The 16104-nt window shown below is 44.6% G+C and carries 12 protein-coding genes; 4 read left to right on the top strand and 8 right to left on the bottom strand.

Translation table 11 applies throughout. The annotated features are described in order from the left end of the window. Positions 1-142: 142 nt before the first annotated feature. The 7 genes from mfd to CRO16_RS05820 form a co-directional block, all read right to left on the bottom strand. Positions 143-3529 (bottom strand): transcription-repair coupling factor, encoded by a 3387-nt coding sequence (mfd, locus tag CRO16_RS05850; RefSeq protein ID WP_097055367.1) that lies wholly within the window; start codon positions 3527-3529, stop codon positions 143-145. A 255-nt stretch (positions 3530-3784) separates the two neighbouring features. Further along, a complete protein-coding gene (locus tag CRO16_RS05845; RefSeq protein WP_097055366.1) occupies positions 3785-4159 on the bottom strand; it encodes a type II toxin-antitoxin system death-on-curing family toxin in 375 nt (124 codons plus the stop codon). After that, positions 4156-4314 carry a hypothetical protein gene (locus tag CRO16_RS16125; protein WP_179670491.1) on the bottom strand — a complete coding sequence of 53 codons (159 nt, stop codon included), beginning with the start codon at positions 4312-4314 and terminating at the stop codon, positions 4156-4158. Before CRO16_RS16125 ends, CRO16_RS05845 begins: the two co-directional genes overlap by 4 nt. Before the next feature lie 127 nt (positions 4315-4441). After that, positions 4442-5104, bottom strand: coding sequence for a ligase-associated DNA damage response endonuclease PdeM (gene pdeM / locus CRO16_RS05835; RefSeq protein WP_317042512.1), 663 nt, complete (start codon positions 5102-5104; stop codon positions 4442-4444). Next, positions 5089-7566 carry a ligase-associated DNA damage response DEXH box helicase gene (locus CRO16_RS05830; RefSeq protein ID WP_097055364.1) on the bottom strand — a complete coding sequence of 826 codons (2478 nt, stop codon included), beginning with the start codon at positions 7564-7566 and terminating at the stop codon, positions 5089-5091. Before CRO16_RS05830 ends, pdeM begins: the two co-directional genes overlap by 16 nt. Before the next feature lie 252 nt (positions 7567-7818). After that, positions 7819-9408, bottom strand: coding sequence for an ATP-dependent DNA ligase (locus CRO16_RS05825; RefSeq protein WP_097055363.1), 1590 nt, complete (start codon positions 9406-9408; stop codon positions 7819-7821). 128 nt (positions 9409-9536) lie between these two features. Further along, positions 9537-10586 carry a ligase-associated DNA damage response exonuclease gene (locus CRO16_RS05820; protein ID WP_097055362.1) on the bottom strand — a complete coding sequence of 350 codons (1050 nt, stop codon included), beginning with the start codon at positions 10584-10586 and terminating at the stop codon, positions 9537-9539. 228 nt (positions 10587-10814) lie between these two features. On the opposite strand from CRO16_RS05820, the gene CRO16_RS05815 reads away from it, so the two are divergent. Further along, the gene (locus CRO16_RS05815) at positions 10815-11240 is read left to right on the top strand and encodes a hypothetical protein (protein ID WP_097055361.1); all 426 of its coding nucleotides are present in this window, start codon (positions 10815-10817) and stop codon (positions 11238-11240) included. A 93-nt stretch (positions 11241-11333) separates the two neighbouring features. Here the strand turns inward: CRO16_RS05815 and fbp are convergent, their stop codons facing one another. Then, on the bottom strand, positions 11334-12344 hold the full coding sequence (gene fbp / locus CRO16_RS05810) for a class 1 fructose-bisphosphatase (RefSeq protein ID WP_097055360.1): 1011 nt from the start codon (positions 12342-12344) through the stop codon (positions 11334-11336). A 117-nt stretch (positions 12345-12461) separates the two neighbouring features. Here fbp and CRO16_RS05805 point away from each other — a divergent pair, with 117 nt between their 5' ends. Genes CRO16_RS05805 through CRO16_RS05795 form a run of 3 tightly spaced genes read left to right on the top strand, consistent with a single transcriptional unit; the run spans position 12462 to position 16057 of the window. Next, on the top strand, positions 12462-12944 hold the full coding sequence (locus CRO16_RS05805) for a GNAT family N-acetyltransferase (RefSeq protein WP_097055359.1): 483 nt from the start codon (positions 12462-12464) through the stop codon (positions 12942-12944). Further along, the gene (locus CRO16_RS05800; RefSeq protein ID WP_097055358.1) at positions 12941-14191 is read left to right on the top strand and encodes an aspartate kinase; all 1251 of its coding nucleotides are present in this window, start codon (positions 12941-12943) and stop codon (positions 14189-14191) included. The genes CRO16_RS05805 and CRO16_RS05800 overlap by 4 nt, the downstream gene beginning before the upstream one ends. Positions 14192-14218: 27 nt before the next feature. Continuing rightward, on the top strand, positions 14219-16057 hold the full coding sequence (locus tag CRO16_RS05795) for a GNAT family N-acyltransferase (protein ID WP_097055357.1): 1839 nt from the start codon (positions 14219-14221) through the stop codon (positions 16055-16057). The last annotated feature ends 47 nt before the right edge of the window (positions 16058-16104 follow it).

Genomic DNA, 16104 nt, shown 5'->3' with positions numbered 1-16104 from the left:
ATTGATTTCCTACAAGTTAAGCAAAGCAGTAAAAACAGCAGAAGCTCTTAAGGGTATTTTAGGGAAATGAAAGACTCCTAACAGGTTTTGACTGTTAGGTCTGCTCAAGATCACCTCTCAAAAATGTCATTTTTAAGAAGTATTACTTTTCCTGTACCTCAACCGTCGCCTTCACATCAAGCGGTTGTAGCACCTTTAAAGCACGATCCACAGACGTCACTTTCTCAAACGTCAGCAACAACCTCAGCCCGCTGCGGGTCTTCTTTTCCTTCATGGTGCAGCTGTGAGGATGCGTTTGCACATATTGCAGCACTCTGGTAAAGGCTTTGCTCTGGTAGAAACGCGACTGTTGATCGGCAATAAAATAGCCTATCAGTTTGCCCTGCTTCATCACGATCTTCTCAAGCCCAATCTTCGAAGCTATCCATTTGATACGGACGCTGTTCAAAAGATCTTCGGCCTCTGCAGGCAATTCCCCAAACCGGTCCACGAGTTCGGCTTCAAATTTCTGAAGCTCGTCTTCGGTTTTCAGGTTGTTGAGCTGGGTGTAAAGGTTCAGCCTTTCAGAAATATTGTTGATATAATCATCCGGGAATAACAGTTCAAAGTCGGTGTCGATCTGCGTATCTTTTACGTATTCCTTATCGTCTGTGTCCTGGCCATCATACAGATCCCTGAATTCATTTTCCTTCAGTTCCTCTATGGCTTCATTCAGGATCTTCTGGTAAGTGTCAAAGCCAATTTCGTTGATGAATCCGCTTTGTTCCCCTCCTAAAAGGTCACCTGCGCCACGAATTTCAAGATCTTTCATCGCAATATTGAACCCGCTGCCCAGTTCGCTGAATTGCTCCAGGGCTGTGATCCGCTTCCGGGCATCATCGGTCATTGCCGAGTACGGCGGAGTGATGAAATAGCAGAATGCTTTTTTGTTGCTCCGGCCTACCCGCCCACGCATTTGGTGAAGGTCTGAGAGCCCGAAGTTATTCGCGTTATTGATGAAAATGGTATTTGCGTTTGGCACATCGAGTCCGCTTTCCACGATTGTTGTCGAAACCAGCACGTCGAATTCCCCATTCATGAACTTCAGCATCAAAGTCTCCAGCTTCTTCCCTTCCATTTGACCATGCCCAATCCCGATCTTTGCATCAGGAACCAGGCGCTGTATCATACCTGCAACTTCTTTGATATTTTCCACCCGGTTATGGATGAAAAATACCTGCCCACCCCGCTGGATCTCATAAGAGATCGCGTCGCGAATGGTCTCTTCTGAAAATCTGATCACATGCGACTCGATAGGATATCGGTTTGGCGGCGGAGTAGTAATCGTAGAAAGATCCCTTGCAGCCATCAAACTGAATTGCAGCGTACGCGGAATGGGCGTTGCTGTCAACGTCAACGTATCGACATTTTCTTTGATGGTCTTCAGCTTGTCTTTTACGGCCACCCCGAATTTCTGCTCCTCATCCACAACCAGCAGCCCCAGATCTTTAAATTTTACCGCCTTATTAACTAGTTGATGAGTACCTATGACGATATCTACCTTTCCATTCTCCAGCTCTTCCAGCGTGGTCTTTCTTTCTTTTGCCGTTCTAAAGCGGTTCAGATAATCTACAGTTACGGGGAAATCCTTCAGGCGTTCGGTGAAGGTCTTGTAATGCTGAAAGGCCAAAATTGTTGTGGGCACCAGCACAGCCACCTGTTTTCCGTTGTCTACTGCTTTAAAAGCTGCTCTTATCGCAACTTCTGTCTTTCCGAAGCCAACATCCCCACACACCAGGCGATCCATGGGCCGTTCATTTTCCATATCGGCCTTTACATCTGCTGTGGCGGTACTTTGATCGGGCGTGTCTTCATAAAGGAAGGAGGCCTCGAGCTCGTGCTGCAGGTAAGAATCAGGCCCGTAGGCAAAACCTTTCTGCAGCCTGCGCTTCGCGTACAACTCAATAAGGTTGAAGGCGATATGTTTTACCCGCGCCTTGGTCTTTTGTTTCAGGTTCTTCCAGGCGTTGCTTCCCAGTTTATAGATCTTGGGCGGCTTCCCGTCTTTGCCGTTATATTTTGAGATCTTGTGCAGCGAGTGAATACTCAGGTACAGAATGTCCCGCTCCCCATATATAAGTTTGATCGCCTCCTGTTTCTTGCCCTCGACGTCTATCTTTTGCAGTCCGCCAAACTTCCCTATTCCGTGGTCAATATGGGTTACATAATCCCCTACTTCCAGGTTGGTGAGCTCCTTCAGCGTGATCGCCTGCTTCTTTGCATAGCCGTTCTTTAGGTGGAATTTGTGGTAGCGCTCAAAGATCTGGTGATCTGTATAGCAAACCATCTTCAAAGTATCATCAATAAATCCCTGATACATGGAAAGCACCACGGTCTTATACTTCACCTCCCCCTCCATATCGTCAAAAATGTCATGGAAACGCTTGGCCTGCTGCTCGCTGACACAAAAAATATAATTCGTATAACCATCTTCCGTATTCTCCCTCAGGTTCTGAATAAGCAGCTCAAAATTCTTGTTGAAGGAAGGTTGCGGTTTTGTGCTGAATGCAATCTGCTTAACCTCTGCGTCACCCTGAACTTGTTTCAGGATCTGGTTTGAACTTGTCACTACCAGCGAATACTCCTGCATCTGCTCTTTCAAAAGTGCCGAATTGCAGAACAATTCTTCCGGTTCGTTATGCTTAATTTCTTCGGAAAGATCCTTGAATGCTTCTTCGGCTTTGCTGAAGAGCTTGTCAATCCTGTCAAACATCAGCGACGGATCCTGACTAAAGATCACTGTCTTATCTGAAATATACTTCAGAAAACTCTCCCGCACCTCCTGAAGCCTTTTGTGCTCCACATTCGGGATCACACTGATCTTCTTCACCTGATCTGTCGACAGCTGCGTCTCCACATCAAAGGTCCTGATGCTTTCCACCTCATCTCCAAAGAACTCTATCCTGTAAGGCTCATCATTACTAAAAGAGAATACATCCAGGATCCCTCCACGCACGGAAAACTCTCCGGGTTCGGTCACAAAGTCCACCCTTTGGAACTTGTACTCGAACATCACCTCGTTTACAAAATCAATGGACAGTTCGTCGCCAACTTTGATCTTCAGCGTATTTTTCTCAAGTTCCTTCCGCGTTACTACCTTCTCAAAAAGAGCATCCGGGTAAGTTATTATTAGAGCCGGTTTCTTTCGGGAATTGATTCTGTTGAGCACTTCTGCCCGCAGCAGTACATTGGCATTATCGGTTTCCTCCAGTTGGTAAGGCCGGCGATAACTTCCGGGATAGAATAGCACATTCTTATCACCCAACAGCTGCTCGAGGTCATTTAGATAATAAGCAGCCTCTTCTTTGTCATTGAAGATCAGCAAAAAAGGCTTTTCAGCTTCCTCAAAAGCGTTCGCCACCACAAACGAAAGTGCCGACCCAACAAGGCCTTTGAGTTCAACATGAGTTCGCGGCAGGGCAAGGGCTTTCCCCAGTTCAAGCTGTTGAGCCGACTGTGCAAAGCTTTGGGCAATAGAAGATTTACTCAAAAATTAAAAATTTGGGGCAAAGATAAAGTTTATAGTTCAATGCTTAAAGGGGGTGAGTTTTAAACAGAAGTTAAATTAGAGAGAAGGGATTGGTTAATTGGGGATTGGTTAATTGGAACGTTATGAGTTTTTCAGCTGTTGCCTTTGCTTATAAGGTTCCCGCAGATTTCGCTGATGTCCGTAGATCTCTTTGTGATCTTTCTTTTTAAACTTTGTGGACTCTGTGTGAAATTTTAGTCTCAGGCAACAAGGTTATCACTTCTTCAAATTCTCGTTAATCCATTTCTTGATTTGTTCGAAATCAGATTTACCTTCAGCTATTCGGATTACAAAATCATATTTTTCATCTTCTGAAGCAGAAATATCTAAATTTTCATTCAAGAGTATTAATCTCATCACAGTATACCCGGTCCTTTTATTCCCGTCCATAAAAGGATGGTTTGACACTATACTTTCTATAATCGCAGCGGCTTTTTCAACGGAAGTTGGATAGAGTTCTTCTCCATCAAAGGTAGCGAACGGTCTCTGCAAAGAAGATTCAAGAAGGTTCTTATCTCTCAATCCGGAAGTACCTCCAAATCGCTTTATAAGGATCTCATGGATTTGCAGTACCTCATCTAATGAGATCATTTTGAAAGTCTTTGGAGAAGGTTTTGATCCTCTTCAAGAATTTTATTGAGGTTCCTGGACAGTTTTAATTTGTTTGGTTTTTCCTCCACATAATTTTCAAGAACAATATAGACCTCCTTCAGCAAATCCTCTGGCATCTCATCCAACAATTTCACTATCTTAATTTTTATATTTGGCTCCATTTTACTAAGATAATTAATTTCTATCTCAATTTCGAAGAATCAACTAAAGGGTTTAGCATGAATAAGTCTTGTCTCTAGGCTCTTGGCTCTTGAATCTTTTTCAATCATTCAAATAAATCACTTCTTCTTTTGTCACCACATACACCTCATCATCTCCCTGCGGTATGAGAATGTGTTTTCCGGTGAATTCTCCAAATGCGGGCAGGATGAGCTGATCTTTGGATTTGAAAAAACAGGAAAGCTTCAGTTGTTGCCGGCCATGACCATTGATCTTCACGCCGGGATGTATATGTCCGGAAAAATTAAAAAATCCTTCTCTTTCTTCAGGATGATGTGTGAAAAGGAAATTCTTTATGACCATTTCCGAAGTAATAAAAATTCCGAGGGCTTCGTATTTCAGCGGAGAAATAATGTCGTGATTTCCTTCCACAAGAATAACTTCAGCAGAAACGGTTTCCATCCATTGCTCAAAAAGAAGCCATTCCTTATTAAGCGAACTGTGAAAAAGATCTCCCAAAAATGCAATTTTAGAGGGGTCAAAAAAGCCGATCACCTCATCCATTTTTTTGAAATTCCCGGCAATGGCCTTCTGCGGCACTGCACTTCCAAATTTCCGGAAATGAGAAACCTTCCCCAGGTGCACATCACTTATCACCAGCAGGTCTTCTTCCTCCCAAAACATAGCTCCGGAAGGATGTAAAATAAAAGTCTGGTTAAAAAGTGTAAGTGTTTTTGTCATTTTTGAAGCTACAGGTCTCCCCATTGAGCCATCATTTTCTTAATTCTATCCTCCAGTTTTTCTGAAGATAATTTCTCGCGCATCCTGTCGGTAATGATAGGGAAGGCAAAAGGTGTCGGTTTTTCACATTGCTTCCAGACCAATTTTTGTTCCGAAATGCGTTCCATCGCCAATCTTAATCTTCCTTCCTCTAACTGGTGCTCGAATGTCTCCCTAAACGCCTGCTGAAACAATAAATTGTCCGGCTCATAATCCCTGAAAACGCTGAAAAGAAGCTGGGAATTCGACTGAAGATGCTTGGTCTTGATCATCTTATTCGGAAAACCGGTGAAAACCATTCCAGCGATGACGGCAATATCCCGAAATTTCCGGCGTGCCATTTCAGTCGAGTTCAAACTTTTCTGAAGGTCATCCATAAGGTATTCGGCAGAAAAAAGGTCGTTGTCAAACACCTGCTGCATATCTATCTGCTGATCAGAAAGCAGTTCGAATCCGTAGTCATTAAAGGCAAGAGAGAAAGTGATGGGTGACAGCAGACTGATCCGGTAGGCGAGTAAACTTGCCATAGCTTCGTGTACAAAGCGGCCTTCAAAAGGGTAAAAAATTGCATGATATCCTTCCCGAGTTTTAAAGGTTTCTATCAGGAATTCATCCTTTTTCGGGATGATGGATTCTCTTTTTTGCCTCTGAAAAATGTTATGCATCGCCTGGAGTTCTGTTGAAGTTTCTGCTGAAGAAGCCTCTTCAATTTCTGAAGCTACAAACATCTCCTCCCGAAGCAGCTCACTCATTTGTGCCGAAAAACTCATCCTGCCGCCTGCCCAGCTGGGGAAACGGGAATTCTTTACCTTCGACTTCTTTACGATAACCTGCATATTCTTGATCTGGTACAGCTCCAGGTTCTTTCCGGCGAAAGTGAACACATCCCCGGGGTTCAATTTAGAAATAAACCATTCCTCAATAGTGCCAATATAGCCGCCACCAAGATATTTTACCGCCAGCACCGCATCGCTCACAATAGTTCCAATCTGCAGGCGATGCCGCATGGCAACTGCTCTGTTGTTCACTTTAAAAAGTCCGTTCTCCTCGATTTCCACTTTTTTATACTCGTCATACGCCTGCAACGTCTGACTCCCTTGGGTGATGAAATTCAGCAGCCATTCCCACTGTTCTTCGGAAAGCGCCTGATAGCAGAAGGTGGATTTAACTTCAGGATAAATATCCTTCGGAAAAAATCCGTCAGAAACTGCAAGAGTCGTTAAATACTGAACCAGAACATCAAAAGAATTGAGATACGGGATCCGGTCCTCAACTACTGTATTTTTCACCGCCTTTTGTAAAGCTGAAGCTTCAATAAGTTCCATAGCGTGGGTGGGCAAAAAGTAGATCACACTCTCTTTTCCCGGCTGGTGACCACTTCGGCCTGCCCGCTGAAGAAATCTGGCCACACCTTTGGGTCCCCCAATCTGGATAATGGTCTCCACCGGTGCAAAATCCACTCCCAGATCCAGGCTGGAGGTTGCTACCACCGCCTTTAGCTGCTCATCCCGGATAGCCTGCTCTACCCACAGTCTTGTCTCTTTATTGATACTCCCGTGGTGCATGGCCAGTTCCCCGGCGAACTCCGGATACTTCTGAAGTATTCTTTGAAACCAGATCTCACATTGAGAACGGGTATTGGTGAAAAGCAAGGTAGTTCTCGACTTCCGGATGATAGGAACCACCTCATCAATGAGATGCAGCCCCAAATGTCCCCTCCAGGGAAAGGTTTCCATCTTCTCGGGAATGATAGATTTTACCGTGATCTTCTTCTGAATATCGGCCCTGATCAACACCGAATTCTCAAAAGCTTTCGATCCCGGACCCAGCAGCACCTCCCGTGCCTCCTGAAGGTTTCCGATAGTAGCAGAAATGCCCCAGATCTTCATTTTTGGAGCTACAGTTTTTAGGCGGGAAAGAGCCAGTTCGATCTGCACTCCGCGTTTGGTTCCCAGCAGCTCGTGCCACTCGTCAATTACAATCGCATTAAGATCCTGAAAGACCTTTTCATAGCCTTTTGAAGCAAGTAGCAGCTGTAGACTTTCGGGTGTGGTGATAAGAAGGTCGGGCATTTGTCTCTTCTGGGCGGCACGTAACTTTTGAGAGGTGTCCCCGGTGCGGATGCCCACTGTCAATTGGCTTCCCAGATCCTGAGCGAACCTGTTGGCTGCCTGCTCAATTTCGACCGAGAGTGCCCGCAGGGGCGTGATCCAAATAGCCTTCAAGCCCGGTTTATGTTTGGTTTTATAATCGGGGTTTTGCTTGATGTAATCGAGAACAATAGGGATCCATAGGGCATAGGTTTTTCCGCTTCCGGTGGGGGCATTGAGCAGGCCATGCTTACCCTCCAAAAATGCCTTCCAGGACTCCATTTGAAAAGCAAAAGATTTCCAGGACCGGGATTTGAACCAGTCGTTGGCGAGTTTTATGAGTTCTCTCTTATTCATGATTCTGCGTGGTTGGACCCTTCCGTCTCCGGCTATTCGCCGGAGCCACCCCTGCCTGCCGGCAGGCAGGTTCCCTTAGCAAGGGAAGGAGCTATTTGTACTACTATTTAAAATTTTACTTCACTTCTTGGCTTTACTAAACCCAGGTTTTACCAAGCGAAACAGCAAAGTTGTTTCGGTAAAGCTCCCCTCCATGTTTTAAGGAGGGGTGGATCCGCGGAGCGGAGATGGGGTGGTCCGTCGCACCTCAATTTACTTAGGAATCAACTGCTTCAATTCTTCTATTGTATTTGCTTCTTCTATTTTCTTATCCTGTCTCCACCTTAAAATCCGCGGGAAGCGGGTGGCCACCCCGCTTTTATGCCGGTTGGATTCGGCTATGCCTTCGAAGGCTATTTCGAAAACCAATTCCGGTTTCACTGAACGAACGGGGCCGAAACGTTCTAATGTATTTCTTTTAATCCAGGCGTCTACCTGACGGAATTCGGCATCTGTGAGTCCGGAATAAGCTTTAGCGAAGGTGACGAGCTCCTCATCCTGCCACAGGGCGAAAGTGTAATCTGTAAACAAATTAGAACGGCGGCCGTGGCCTCGCATGGCGTAGGTGAGAACGGCATCTACCGTAAGCGGTTCTACCTTCCATTTCCACCAGTCTCCCTTTTTTCTTCCCACCAGGTAAGGGGAATCCCAGCGCTTCAGCATCAAGCCTTCACTCTTCTCCTCCCGGGCCCGCTCCCTTTCGGCTGCAGCTTCTTCCCATTTATTGAATGAAATTGTTTTTGAAAGGTGAAACGGATGTTTTTCTGTTCCTACCGTTGTATGCAGCCTCTCCAGGATCTTTCTTCTTTCCAAAAAGGGCAAAGTGCGGATGTCTTTTCCCTCCCACTCCAGCACATCATAAGCTTTAAGGATCACAGGGACTTTATTCAGAAGCGCTTTGGAGACTGTTTTTCGGCCGATGCGGGTTTGAAGGTCATTGAAGGTTCCGATATTTCCACCAGGAAACGGCAGGATCTCTCCGTCTATTACTGTTCCGTCAGGAATGAGCTCCAAAAAGGAAGAAAATTCAGGATACTTATCGGTCACCAATTCCTCTCCCCGGCTCCACACAAAGATCTCCCTGTTGCGAATCACTACCTGTGATCTTATCCCATCCCATTTATGCTCAGCACTCCAATCGGCAGGATCACCGAGATCTTCAGGTTCGCCTTCGATAGCATAAGCCAGGTAGAAGGGATAAGGTTTGGAAAGAAAATCTTCTTCATTCTCCTCTAAAATGAGCTTTTGAAAGGTAATTTTCTGCGGATCCCAGTCGCCCATCAATTTATAGGCCAACACATCTTCATCGATTTCTGTAGCTTTGGAAAGCGCACGGGTCATCAACTTCTGACTCACTCCAATCCTGAAACTTCCGGTAATCAGTTTGGTAAAAACGAAGCGCTCGTAATAGTTCAGTGCCGCCCAATTTTCGTGAAGATATTCCTTCTTATCAGCTTCGGTGGCTGATTTCAAATCGATAATCTCCTCCAGGTATTGTGTTAAGCTTTTTTCACTCGATTCTTCTGCCGGTGGTATTACAAGGGCAATGGTTTCAGCCAAATCACCCACAATGTGATAGGATTCTTCGAACAACCAAAGCGGAATGTTGGCCAGGTCGGCAGCAAATGTGCGAAGCAAGGTAGTATTGACTGGCCTTGGCGGACGACGATGGGATAAAATAGCTATAGCCCACACCTTATCCTTATTCGGTACCCGCTGAAAATAGCGCGTCAACGCCGCCACCTTCACCGTGGTTTTGTTGGTGCTGTCAAGTTCCCTTATAAGTGCTGCGAATTCGTTCACGCTGGTTCTTGGTGATTAGTGATTGGTTAATTGGTTAATTGGGAAAATGGAATTTTTTCATTATTCTTTTTTCTGATCACCGATCACTGACCACTGATCACTTTTTTATTGTTTATTGCTAATTGATATTATTGTTCATTGTCAATATCCTTATCCTCCGACTTCGGATTCATCTCTGCCAGTTCCCCTTCGTACTGGGTATCAGCGGTGCGGGCGTCGTAGCCAATCTCGTTAAGGAACCGGCAAAATATCTCGGAATAGCCGTGGGTACAGATCACCCGGTCGCAACCTGTAGCTTTTATAGATGATAATAAACCCTGCCAATCGCAATGATCTGAGAGTACAAATCCGCGGTCAACGGCCCTGCGGCGGCGCGCGCCACGAAAAGCCATCCAGCCGCTGGCCATCCCCGTCTCGTATGGCACCATTTTCCTGATCCAGGTGCTGCCATGGGCACTGGGTGGCGCCAGTACCATACCGCCTCTGATCTCTTCTTTCTTTGTTTCCCTGGTGATGCGGGTGGTTTCCGGAAGTTCAGCAAAAGGCCGGACTACTTCGGTCATGTTTTCAATTGCTCCGTGGGTGAATATCTTACCTATAGACGGATCTAAAAATTTCAGCAGCCGTTGGGCTTTTCCGAGGGAATATCCGAAGAGAATAGAAGTTTTACCTTCAGACTGATTCTGTTGCCACCAGCTGTTGATATCGTTCATCACCTGTTCCTGCGGAAGCCATTTGAAGGCCGGTAATCCAAAGGTACATTCCGTTATAAAAGCATCGCATTTCACAGGTTCATAGGGCACAGCCAAACCATCATCTTCGGTCTTATAATCTCCACTAAACACCCACACCTCGCCCTTATGCTCTACTCTCACCTGGGAAGAACCTATGATGTGCCCGGCAGGATGAAGGGAAAATTTCACATTATTGATGCTGAAAGTTTCGCCGTAGTCCCTTCCGGAAACTTCAATATCCCCTAACCTGTGTTTAATTATTGGAACATTGGTGTGATGGGTGATATACTGCTTATGCCCCCAACGTGAATGATCGGCATGACCGTGAGTAATAATGGCTTTATCGACCGGCTTCCAGGGATCAAGGTAGACTCCTGCGGGTTCGCAGTAGATCCCTTTCTCATCAAAACAAAGCAGGGGTTTTTTCTGTTTTTTAAGCAGCATAAATTCAAGTTAGGAATATTTCTACAGGGCAGCTGTAGCATTAGGAAAAAATTAAAACTGCCAGACTCTTTTTGATGGGTTAGCGATTGCAGCGGATAGCTCCCGCAGCCTGCAAAGGCGAGGGACTATGAGCGGAAAGCGCGGCCCCTGCCGGGAAGGCAGGGGAAACCCCCAAACACAAAGTATAATTACTGCGCTATTTGCTATATTTGAAAAAAAATTAGTGATATGTCATTTTCAGACCTTTTTGGAACCGGGGAACACCTTAGGAATTTAGGGCATTTTGCCGCTATTGTCAATCTTGCCGCTGCAGACGGAGAAATCAATAAATATGAAGAAGCACAGCTAAAAAGGTTCGCAAGGAAACTGGACATTGGTGAAGATGAATACACAAAGGTGCTTAAGAACCCTAATGCCTTTCCTATTCATCCAAATAATTCGGTAGAGGGACGGCTCGAGCGGCTTTACGATTTATTCAGGATCATTTATTCAGACCATGATATCGAGGAGGAAGAGGAAGAACTACTGCGAAAATACGCGATAGGCCTTGGCTTCTCTCCATCTGTTTCTGAAGGGATCATCAAACGCTCTATCCAGATCTTTAGCGGAATGAGCTTTGAAGATTACCGCTACCTGCTGAATAAAGAAAAATAGACCGCAGTGTTAAAGAGCTAAGAACCAAGAGGCAAGAATCAAGACTTTATTAAGACAAAATTTCTTCGGAAATTAGCTTTTTTGAACCTGATGTTATTCAGGGTCTTTGGCCATAAATTCTTCGGCCTTTAGCACCATATTTTTACTTCCGCAAAAGAAGGGTACGCGTTGATGCAGCTCCTTTGGATCGATGTCCAGGATTCGGTTAAAGCCGTCGCTGGCTTTCCCGCCGGCCTGTTCAGCAATAAAAGCCATAGGATTACATTCATACAACAACCTGAGCTTTCCGTCCGGAGCTTTAGAACTTGTGGGGTAGAAATAGATCCCGCCTTTGATCATATTCCGGTGAAAATCTGAAACCAGAGACCCAATGTACCTTGAGGTATAAGGCCTGTCTTCTTTTTCTTCCTGGCAATACTTAATATAATTTTTCACACCTTGTGGAAAATGCACATAGTTCCCTTCGTTTACTGAATAAATCCTGCCATCCTCCGGGTATTGCATATTAGGATGGGAAAGATACCAGGAACCAAGAGCAGGATTGAGCGTAAAACCATTCACCCCGTGGCCCGTGGTGTAAACGAGCATCGTAGAAGTTCCATAAACAATGTAACCCGCAGCCACCTGCTTATTTCCCGGCTGAAGAAAATCTTCCAGCTGCACGGGAGTGCCAATAGGGCTCACCCTTCTGTAAATAGAGAAAATTGTACCCACTGAAACATTTACGTCAATGTTGGAACTTCCGTCAAGAGGATCCATTAATACAACATATTTGTTCTTATGATCACCATTTTGTCCTGCAATGGTGATAAAATCTTCCATTTCTTCGGAAGCGATACCGCACACTATTTCTCTGTTGGTAAGGGTTTGAATAAATTTTTCATTGGCATAGACATCCAACTTTTGCTGATCTTCCCCCTGCACGTTAGTTTCACCTGCTGCACCGGTGATATCTACGAGTCCGGCTTTATTCACCTCATGGTTCACAACTTTTGCCGCGAGCCTGATGGAATTAATTAATCTTGAAAGTTCTCCTGAAGAGTAAGCAAATTCTGCCTGGTTCTCAATTATGAATTCGCCTAATGTTTGATTTTTTTTAATCATTGAAGTGGTTGGTATGCTTTACCGGACAAAACTAAACCAAATTATTCTAAGCCACTACAACGTTTTCGTAATTTAATCTTAAAATCAAATCTCTATTTTTGTCATTAAACCATATCTATGAAACCTGAAATTAGAGACGCGAGAATAGAAGACATGCCGGAGGTACTGGAACTTATCAAGGAGCTTGCAGCATTTGAAAATGAACCCGATGCTGTGATCACCACAGTTGAAACCCTCGAAAAAGAAGGTTTTGGAGAAAATCCCCTTTTCCACGTTTTTGTAGCCGAAGTCAATGGAAAGATTGAAGGAATGGCTCTGGTCTATTACCGTTTTTCCACCTGGAAGGGCCGAACACTTCACCTGGAAGACCTCATAGTGAGAGAAGAAATGCGCGGCACAGGCATTGGAAATGCTCTTTACCGTAAGGTCATCGCTTATGCAAAGGAACAGGGTTTAAAACGGGTGGAATGGGTAGTGCTGGACTGGAACAAACACGCTATAGATTTTTACGAACGCAGCGGCGCAAACATTCTTAAAGACTGGTATACGGTACAGATGGATGAGAACGGGATCACCAAATTCGTAGCAACCAACTCATGAAGGTCTTCAAATTTGGGGGTGCATCTTTAAAAGATGCCGCCGGCGTAAAGAATGTGCTGCAGGTATTGCAGGGAGAAGGCACTGCTGAAAAACTTGTTGTGGTCTCGGCTATGGGAAAGATCACCAACGCCCTTGAAGAAGTTGTAAAAGATTATCTTCAAAAAGGGAATTTTAAAGGTGCTCTTCAACCGGTAAAAGAATACCACCTGGAGATCATGCTGGGCCTGTTTGAGAACAAAGATCATTCAGCCTTTAATTCAGTAAGTGAATTATTTAAAGAGCTGGAGAATTTTCTGAACCATAACCGTTCTACCAATTACGATTTTGTCTATGACCAGGTAGTAATCTATGGAGAACTCCTCTCCTCCACCATCGTTAGCACTTACTTTTCCTATAAAGATGTCAAAAATGACTTTTTAGACGCTCGTTTTTGCATTCGCACAGACAGTACCTATCGGGATGCCCAGGTACAGTGGGAGGAAACCCAGACGCAGATCAAATTAAGAGTAAATCCCCAAAATCTAACGATCACACAGGGGTTTATTGGGGCAGATCCAAATAACTTTTCAACCACTTTGGGCAGGGAGGGGAGTGACTATACCGCCGGGATTTTCGCCTTTTGCCTTAATGCCGACAGTGTCACTATCTGGAAAGATGTACCCGGAGTACTCAATGCAGATCCACGGGTGTTTAAGGATCCACAGCTGCTGGAGCACATTTCTTATGAAGAAGCCATTGAACTCGCATTTTACGGAGCATCGGTCATTCATCCCAAGACCCTGCAGCCATTACAGCGAAAGGAAATTCCGCTTTATGTAAAATCATTTTTGCACCCGGTGAATCCCGGAACCGCAGTGAGAAAAGGGCAGCCAATCCTTCCGAAGATCCCTTGTTTTATAGTGAAAAAAGATCAGGTATTGATCTCATTATCTTCCCTGGATTTTTCGTTTATCCTCGAAAAGAATATCAGCGAGATCTTCAGCCTCTTTCATAAATATCAGATCAAAGTGGATCTAATTCAGAACTCGGCCATTAGTTTTTCGGTGTGTATTGACAATAAATTTAATAACTTAGAAAAGTTGCTCAATCACCTGAAAGCAACTTTTAGAGTGAGCTATAACACCGGGGTCTCCCTGTACACCATACGTCATTTTGATGAAGTCGCTGTACAGGAGCTGGAGAAAGAGAAGAAGATCCTTTTGAAACAAATTACCCGGGAAACCGTTCAAATAGTTGCCATACCGTAGTTGGCTTAACCTCTTAAACAGATTTATATGGGAATTGTGAGTGCAAAAGAAGTTGCCAAGGTCATGAATTTGGATAAACTCGGATTTTTAGGAACTTCTATGGGTTGGGTTCTCTTGAAAACAACAAAACTTTCTGTGATCAATAAGGAGTATGAAAAACGGAAAAATTTGCCCGCACCACAGTTCATAGATTCTCTTCTGAAGGCTTTTGAGATCGATTTTGAAATTCCGCAGGAAGACCTGAAGCGGATTCCAAAATCCGGACCATTTATTACCATTTCCAATCATCCCCTGGGTGGAATTGATGGCATGATCCTTTTAAAACTATTACTTTCTCAACGGGAAGATTTCAAGGTCATTGCGAATTTTCTGCTGCAGCGCATCGAACCTTTGCAGCCTTACATTATGCCGGTAAATCCTTTTGAAGAGCATAAGGAAGTACAGTCCAGCACCAAAGGAATTAAAGAAGCCATCATGCACCTGCGGGAGGGAAAACCCCTGGGTATCTTCCCTGCCGGAGAGGTTTCCACCTATCGCGAGGAACGCAGGATCGTTGATCGCCCCTGGGATCCCGCTGCGATGAAACTCATTCTAAAAGCAAAAGTTCCCGTCATCCCTATTTATTTTCATGCCAAAAACAGTACTTTCTTTTACAGGCTGGCCTCGGTAAGCGATATTTTGAGAACGGCGAAGCTTCCAAGTGAAATGCTCTCTCAAAAGAAGCGCAAGATCAAGGTGCGAATTGGTAATGCTATTAATCCGCAGGATATTCAGGAGATAACCACTGTTGAATCGCTTACTGCCTTTTTACGCCGAAAGACCTATATGCTGGCCAATGCCTTTGAAAAAAAGCCGTTTTTGAAAAGTATTCCCAAGAATTTCAAAATTCCGAAGCAACCTAAAAAGATCGTGGAGGAAACTCAGTGCGATCTTATGCTCGAGGAAGTTGAGACTTGCCGAAAACTGGACAAGCGCCTTCTTGAAAGCAAGAATTACGAGGTGTTTTTAGCTAAAAAAGAGATCATTCCCAATATTCTGAAGGAGATTGGACGGCTTCGGGAAATTACCTTTAGGGCCATAGGCGAAGGCACCAACAACCCTGTCGACCTTGATAAGTTCGATGATTATTATTACCACATGTTCCTTTGGGACAATGAAGCAAGGAAAATTGCCGGGGCGTACAGAATGGGAATGGGCGCCGAGATCTTCGCAGAACATGGAATACAAGGGTTTTACCTGCAGGACCTCTTTAGGTTCGAACCCGAGCTTTACAAAATGATGAGCGAGTCCATAGAAATGGGACGGGCCTTCATTACCAAAGAATATCAGCAACGGCCAATGCCGCTCTTTCTGCTGTGGAAGGGAATCGTGCACTGTACCCTCAGGTTTCCGAAGCATAAATATCTTATTGGCGGGGTGAGCATAAGCAACAAATTCTCCAATTTCTCAAAATCTCTGATGATCGAATTCATGAGGTCACATTATTATGATCCTTATGTTGCTCAATATGTGAGACCAAAAAAGGAGTTTAAGGTAAAGCTGAAGGATGGAGATAAAGACTTTATTTTTGATGAAACCCAGGCAGATCTTAACAAGTTTGATAAGATCATTGACGAAGTGGAGCCTGGAAGTATGAGATTACCGGTGCTCATTAAAAAGTATATCAAGCAGAATGCGAAAGTGGTGGCTTTCAATGTGGACCCGTTGTTCAATGATGCCATAGACGGATTGATGTATATCAAGATCGCCGATTTACCCGAAAGTACTGTAAGACCTGTGATGGAGGAGTTTCAGCAGGAACTTGAACGCAAGGTCACAGAAATGCGTAAAAATGAAGCTGCCGCAAAAGAATCTGGCGAGTCATAGGTAAAATATAGCTTTGGATTTGCCTTTTTTGATGCTTAACTTGCTGT

It is taken from the genome of Salinimicrobium sediminis (assembly GCF_900215295.1).
GTDB lineage: Bacteria > Bacteroidota > Bacteroidia > Flavobacteriales > Flavobacteriaceae > Salinimicrobium > Salinimicrobium sediminis.
The sequence above is the reverse complement of the archived record's forward strand: the minus strand, read 5'-3'. Positions and strand labels throughout refer to the sequence as shown.

Bases quoted from the DNA above. Each gene is read 5' to 3' on its own strand.
- CRO16_RS05845 (WP_097055366.1), bottom strand. From the start codon at position 4,159: ATGATCTCATTAGATGAGGTACTGCAAATCCATGAGATCCTTATAAAG.
- pdeM (WP_317042512.1), bottom strand. From the start codon at position 5,104: ATGGGGAGACCTGTAGCTTCAAAAATGACAAAAACACTTACACTTTTT.
- CRO16_RS05830 (WP_097055364.1), bottom strand. From the start codon at position 7,566: ATGAATAAGAGAGAACTCATAAAACTCGCCAACGACTGGTTCAAATCC.
- CRO16_RS05820 (WP_097055362.1), bottom strand. From the start codon at position 10,586: ATGCTGCTTAAAAAACAGAAAAAACCCCTGCTTTGTTTTGATGAGAAA.
- CRO16_RS05815 (WP_097055361.1), top strand. From the start codon at position 10,815: ATGTCATTTTCAGACCTTTTTGGAACCGGGGAACACCTTAGGAATTTA.
- fbp (WP_097055360.1), bottom strand. From the start codon at position 12,344: ATGATTAAAAAAAATCAAACATTAGGCGAATTCATAATTGAGAACCAG.
- CRO16_RS05805 (WP_097055359.1), top strand. From the start codon at position 12,462: ATGAAACCTGAAATTAGAGACGCGAGAATAGAAGACATGCCGGAGGTA.
- CRO16_RS05800 (WP_097055358.1), top strand. From the start codon at position 12,941: ATGAAGGTCTTCAAATTTGGGGGTGCATCTTTAAAAGATGCCGCCGGC.
- CRO16_RS05795 (WP_097055357.1), top strand. From the start codon at position 14,219: ATGGGAATTGTGAGTGCAAAAGAAGTTGCCAAGGTCATGAATTTGGAT.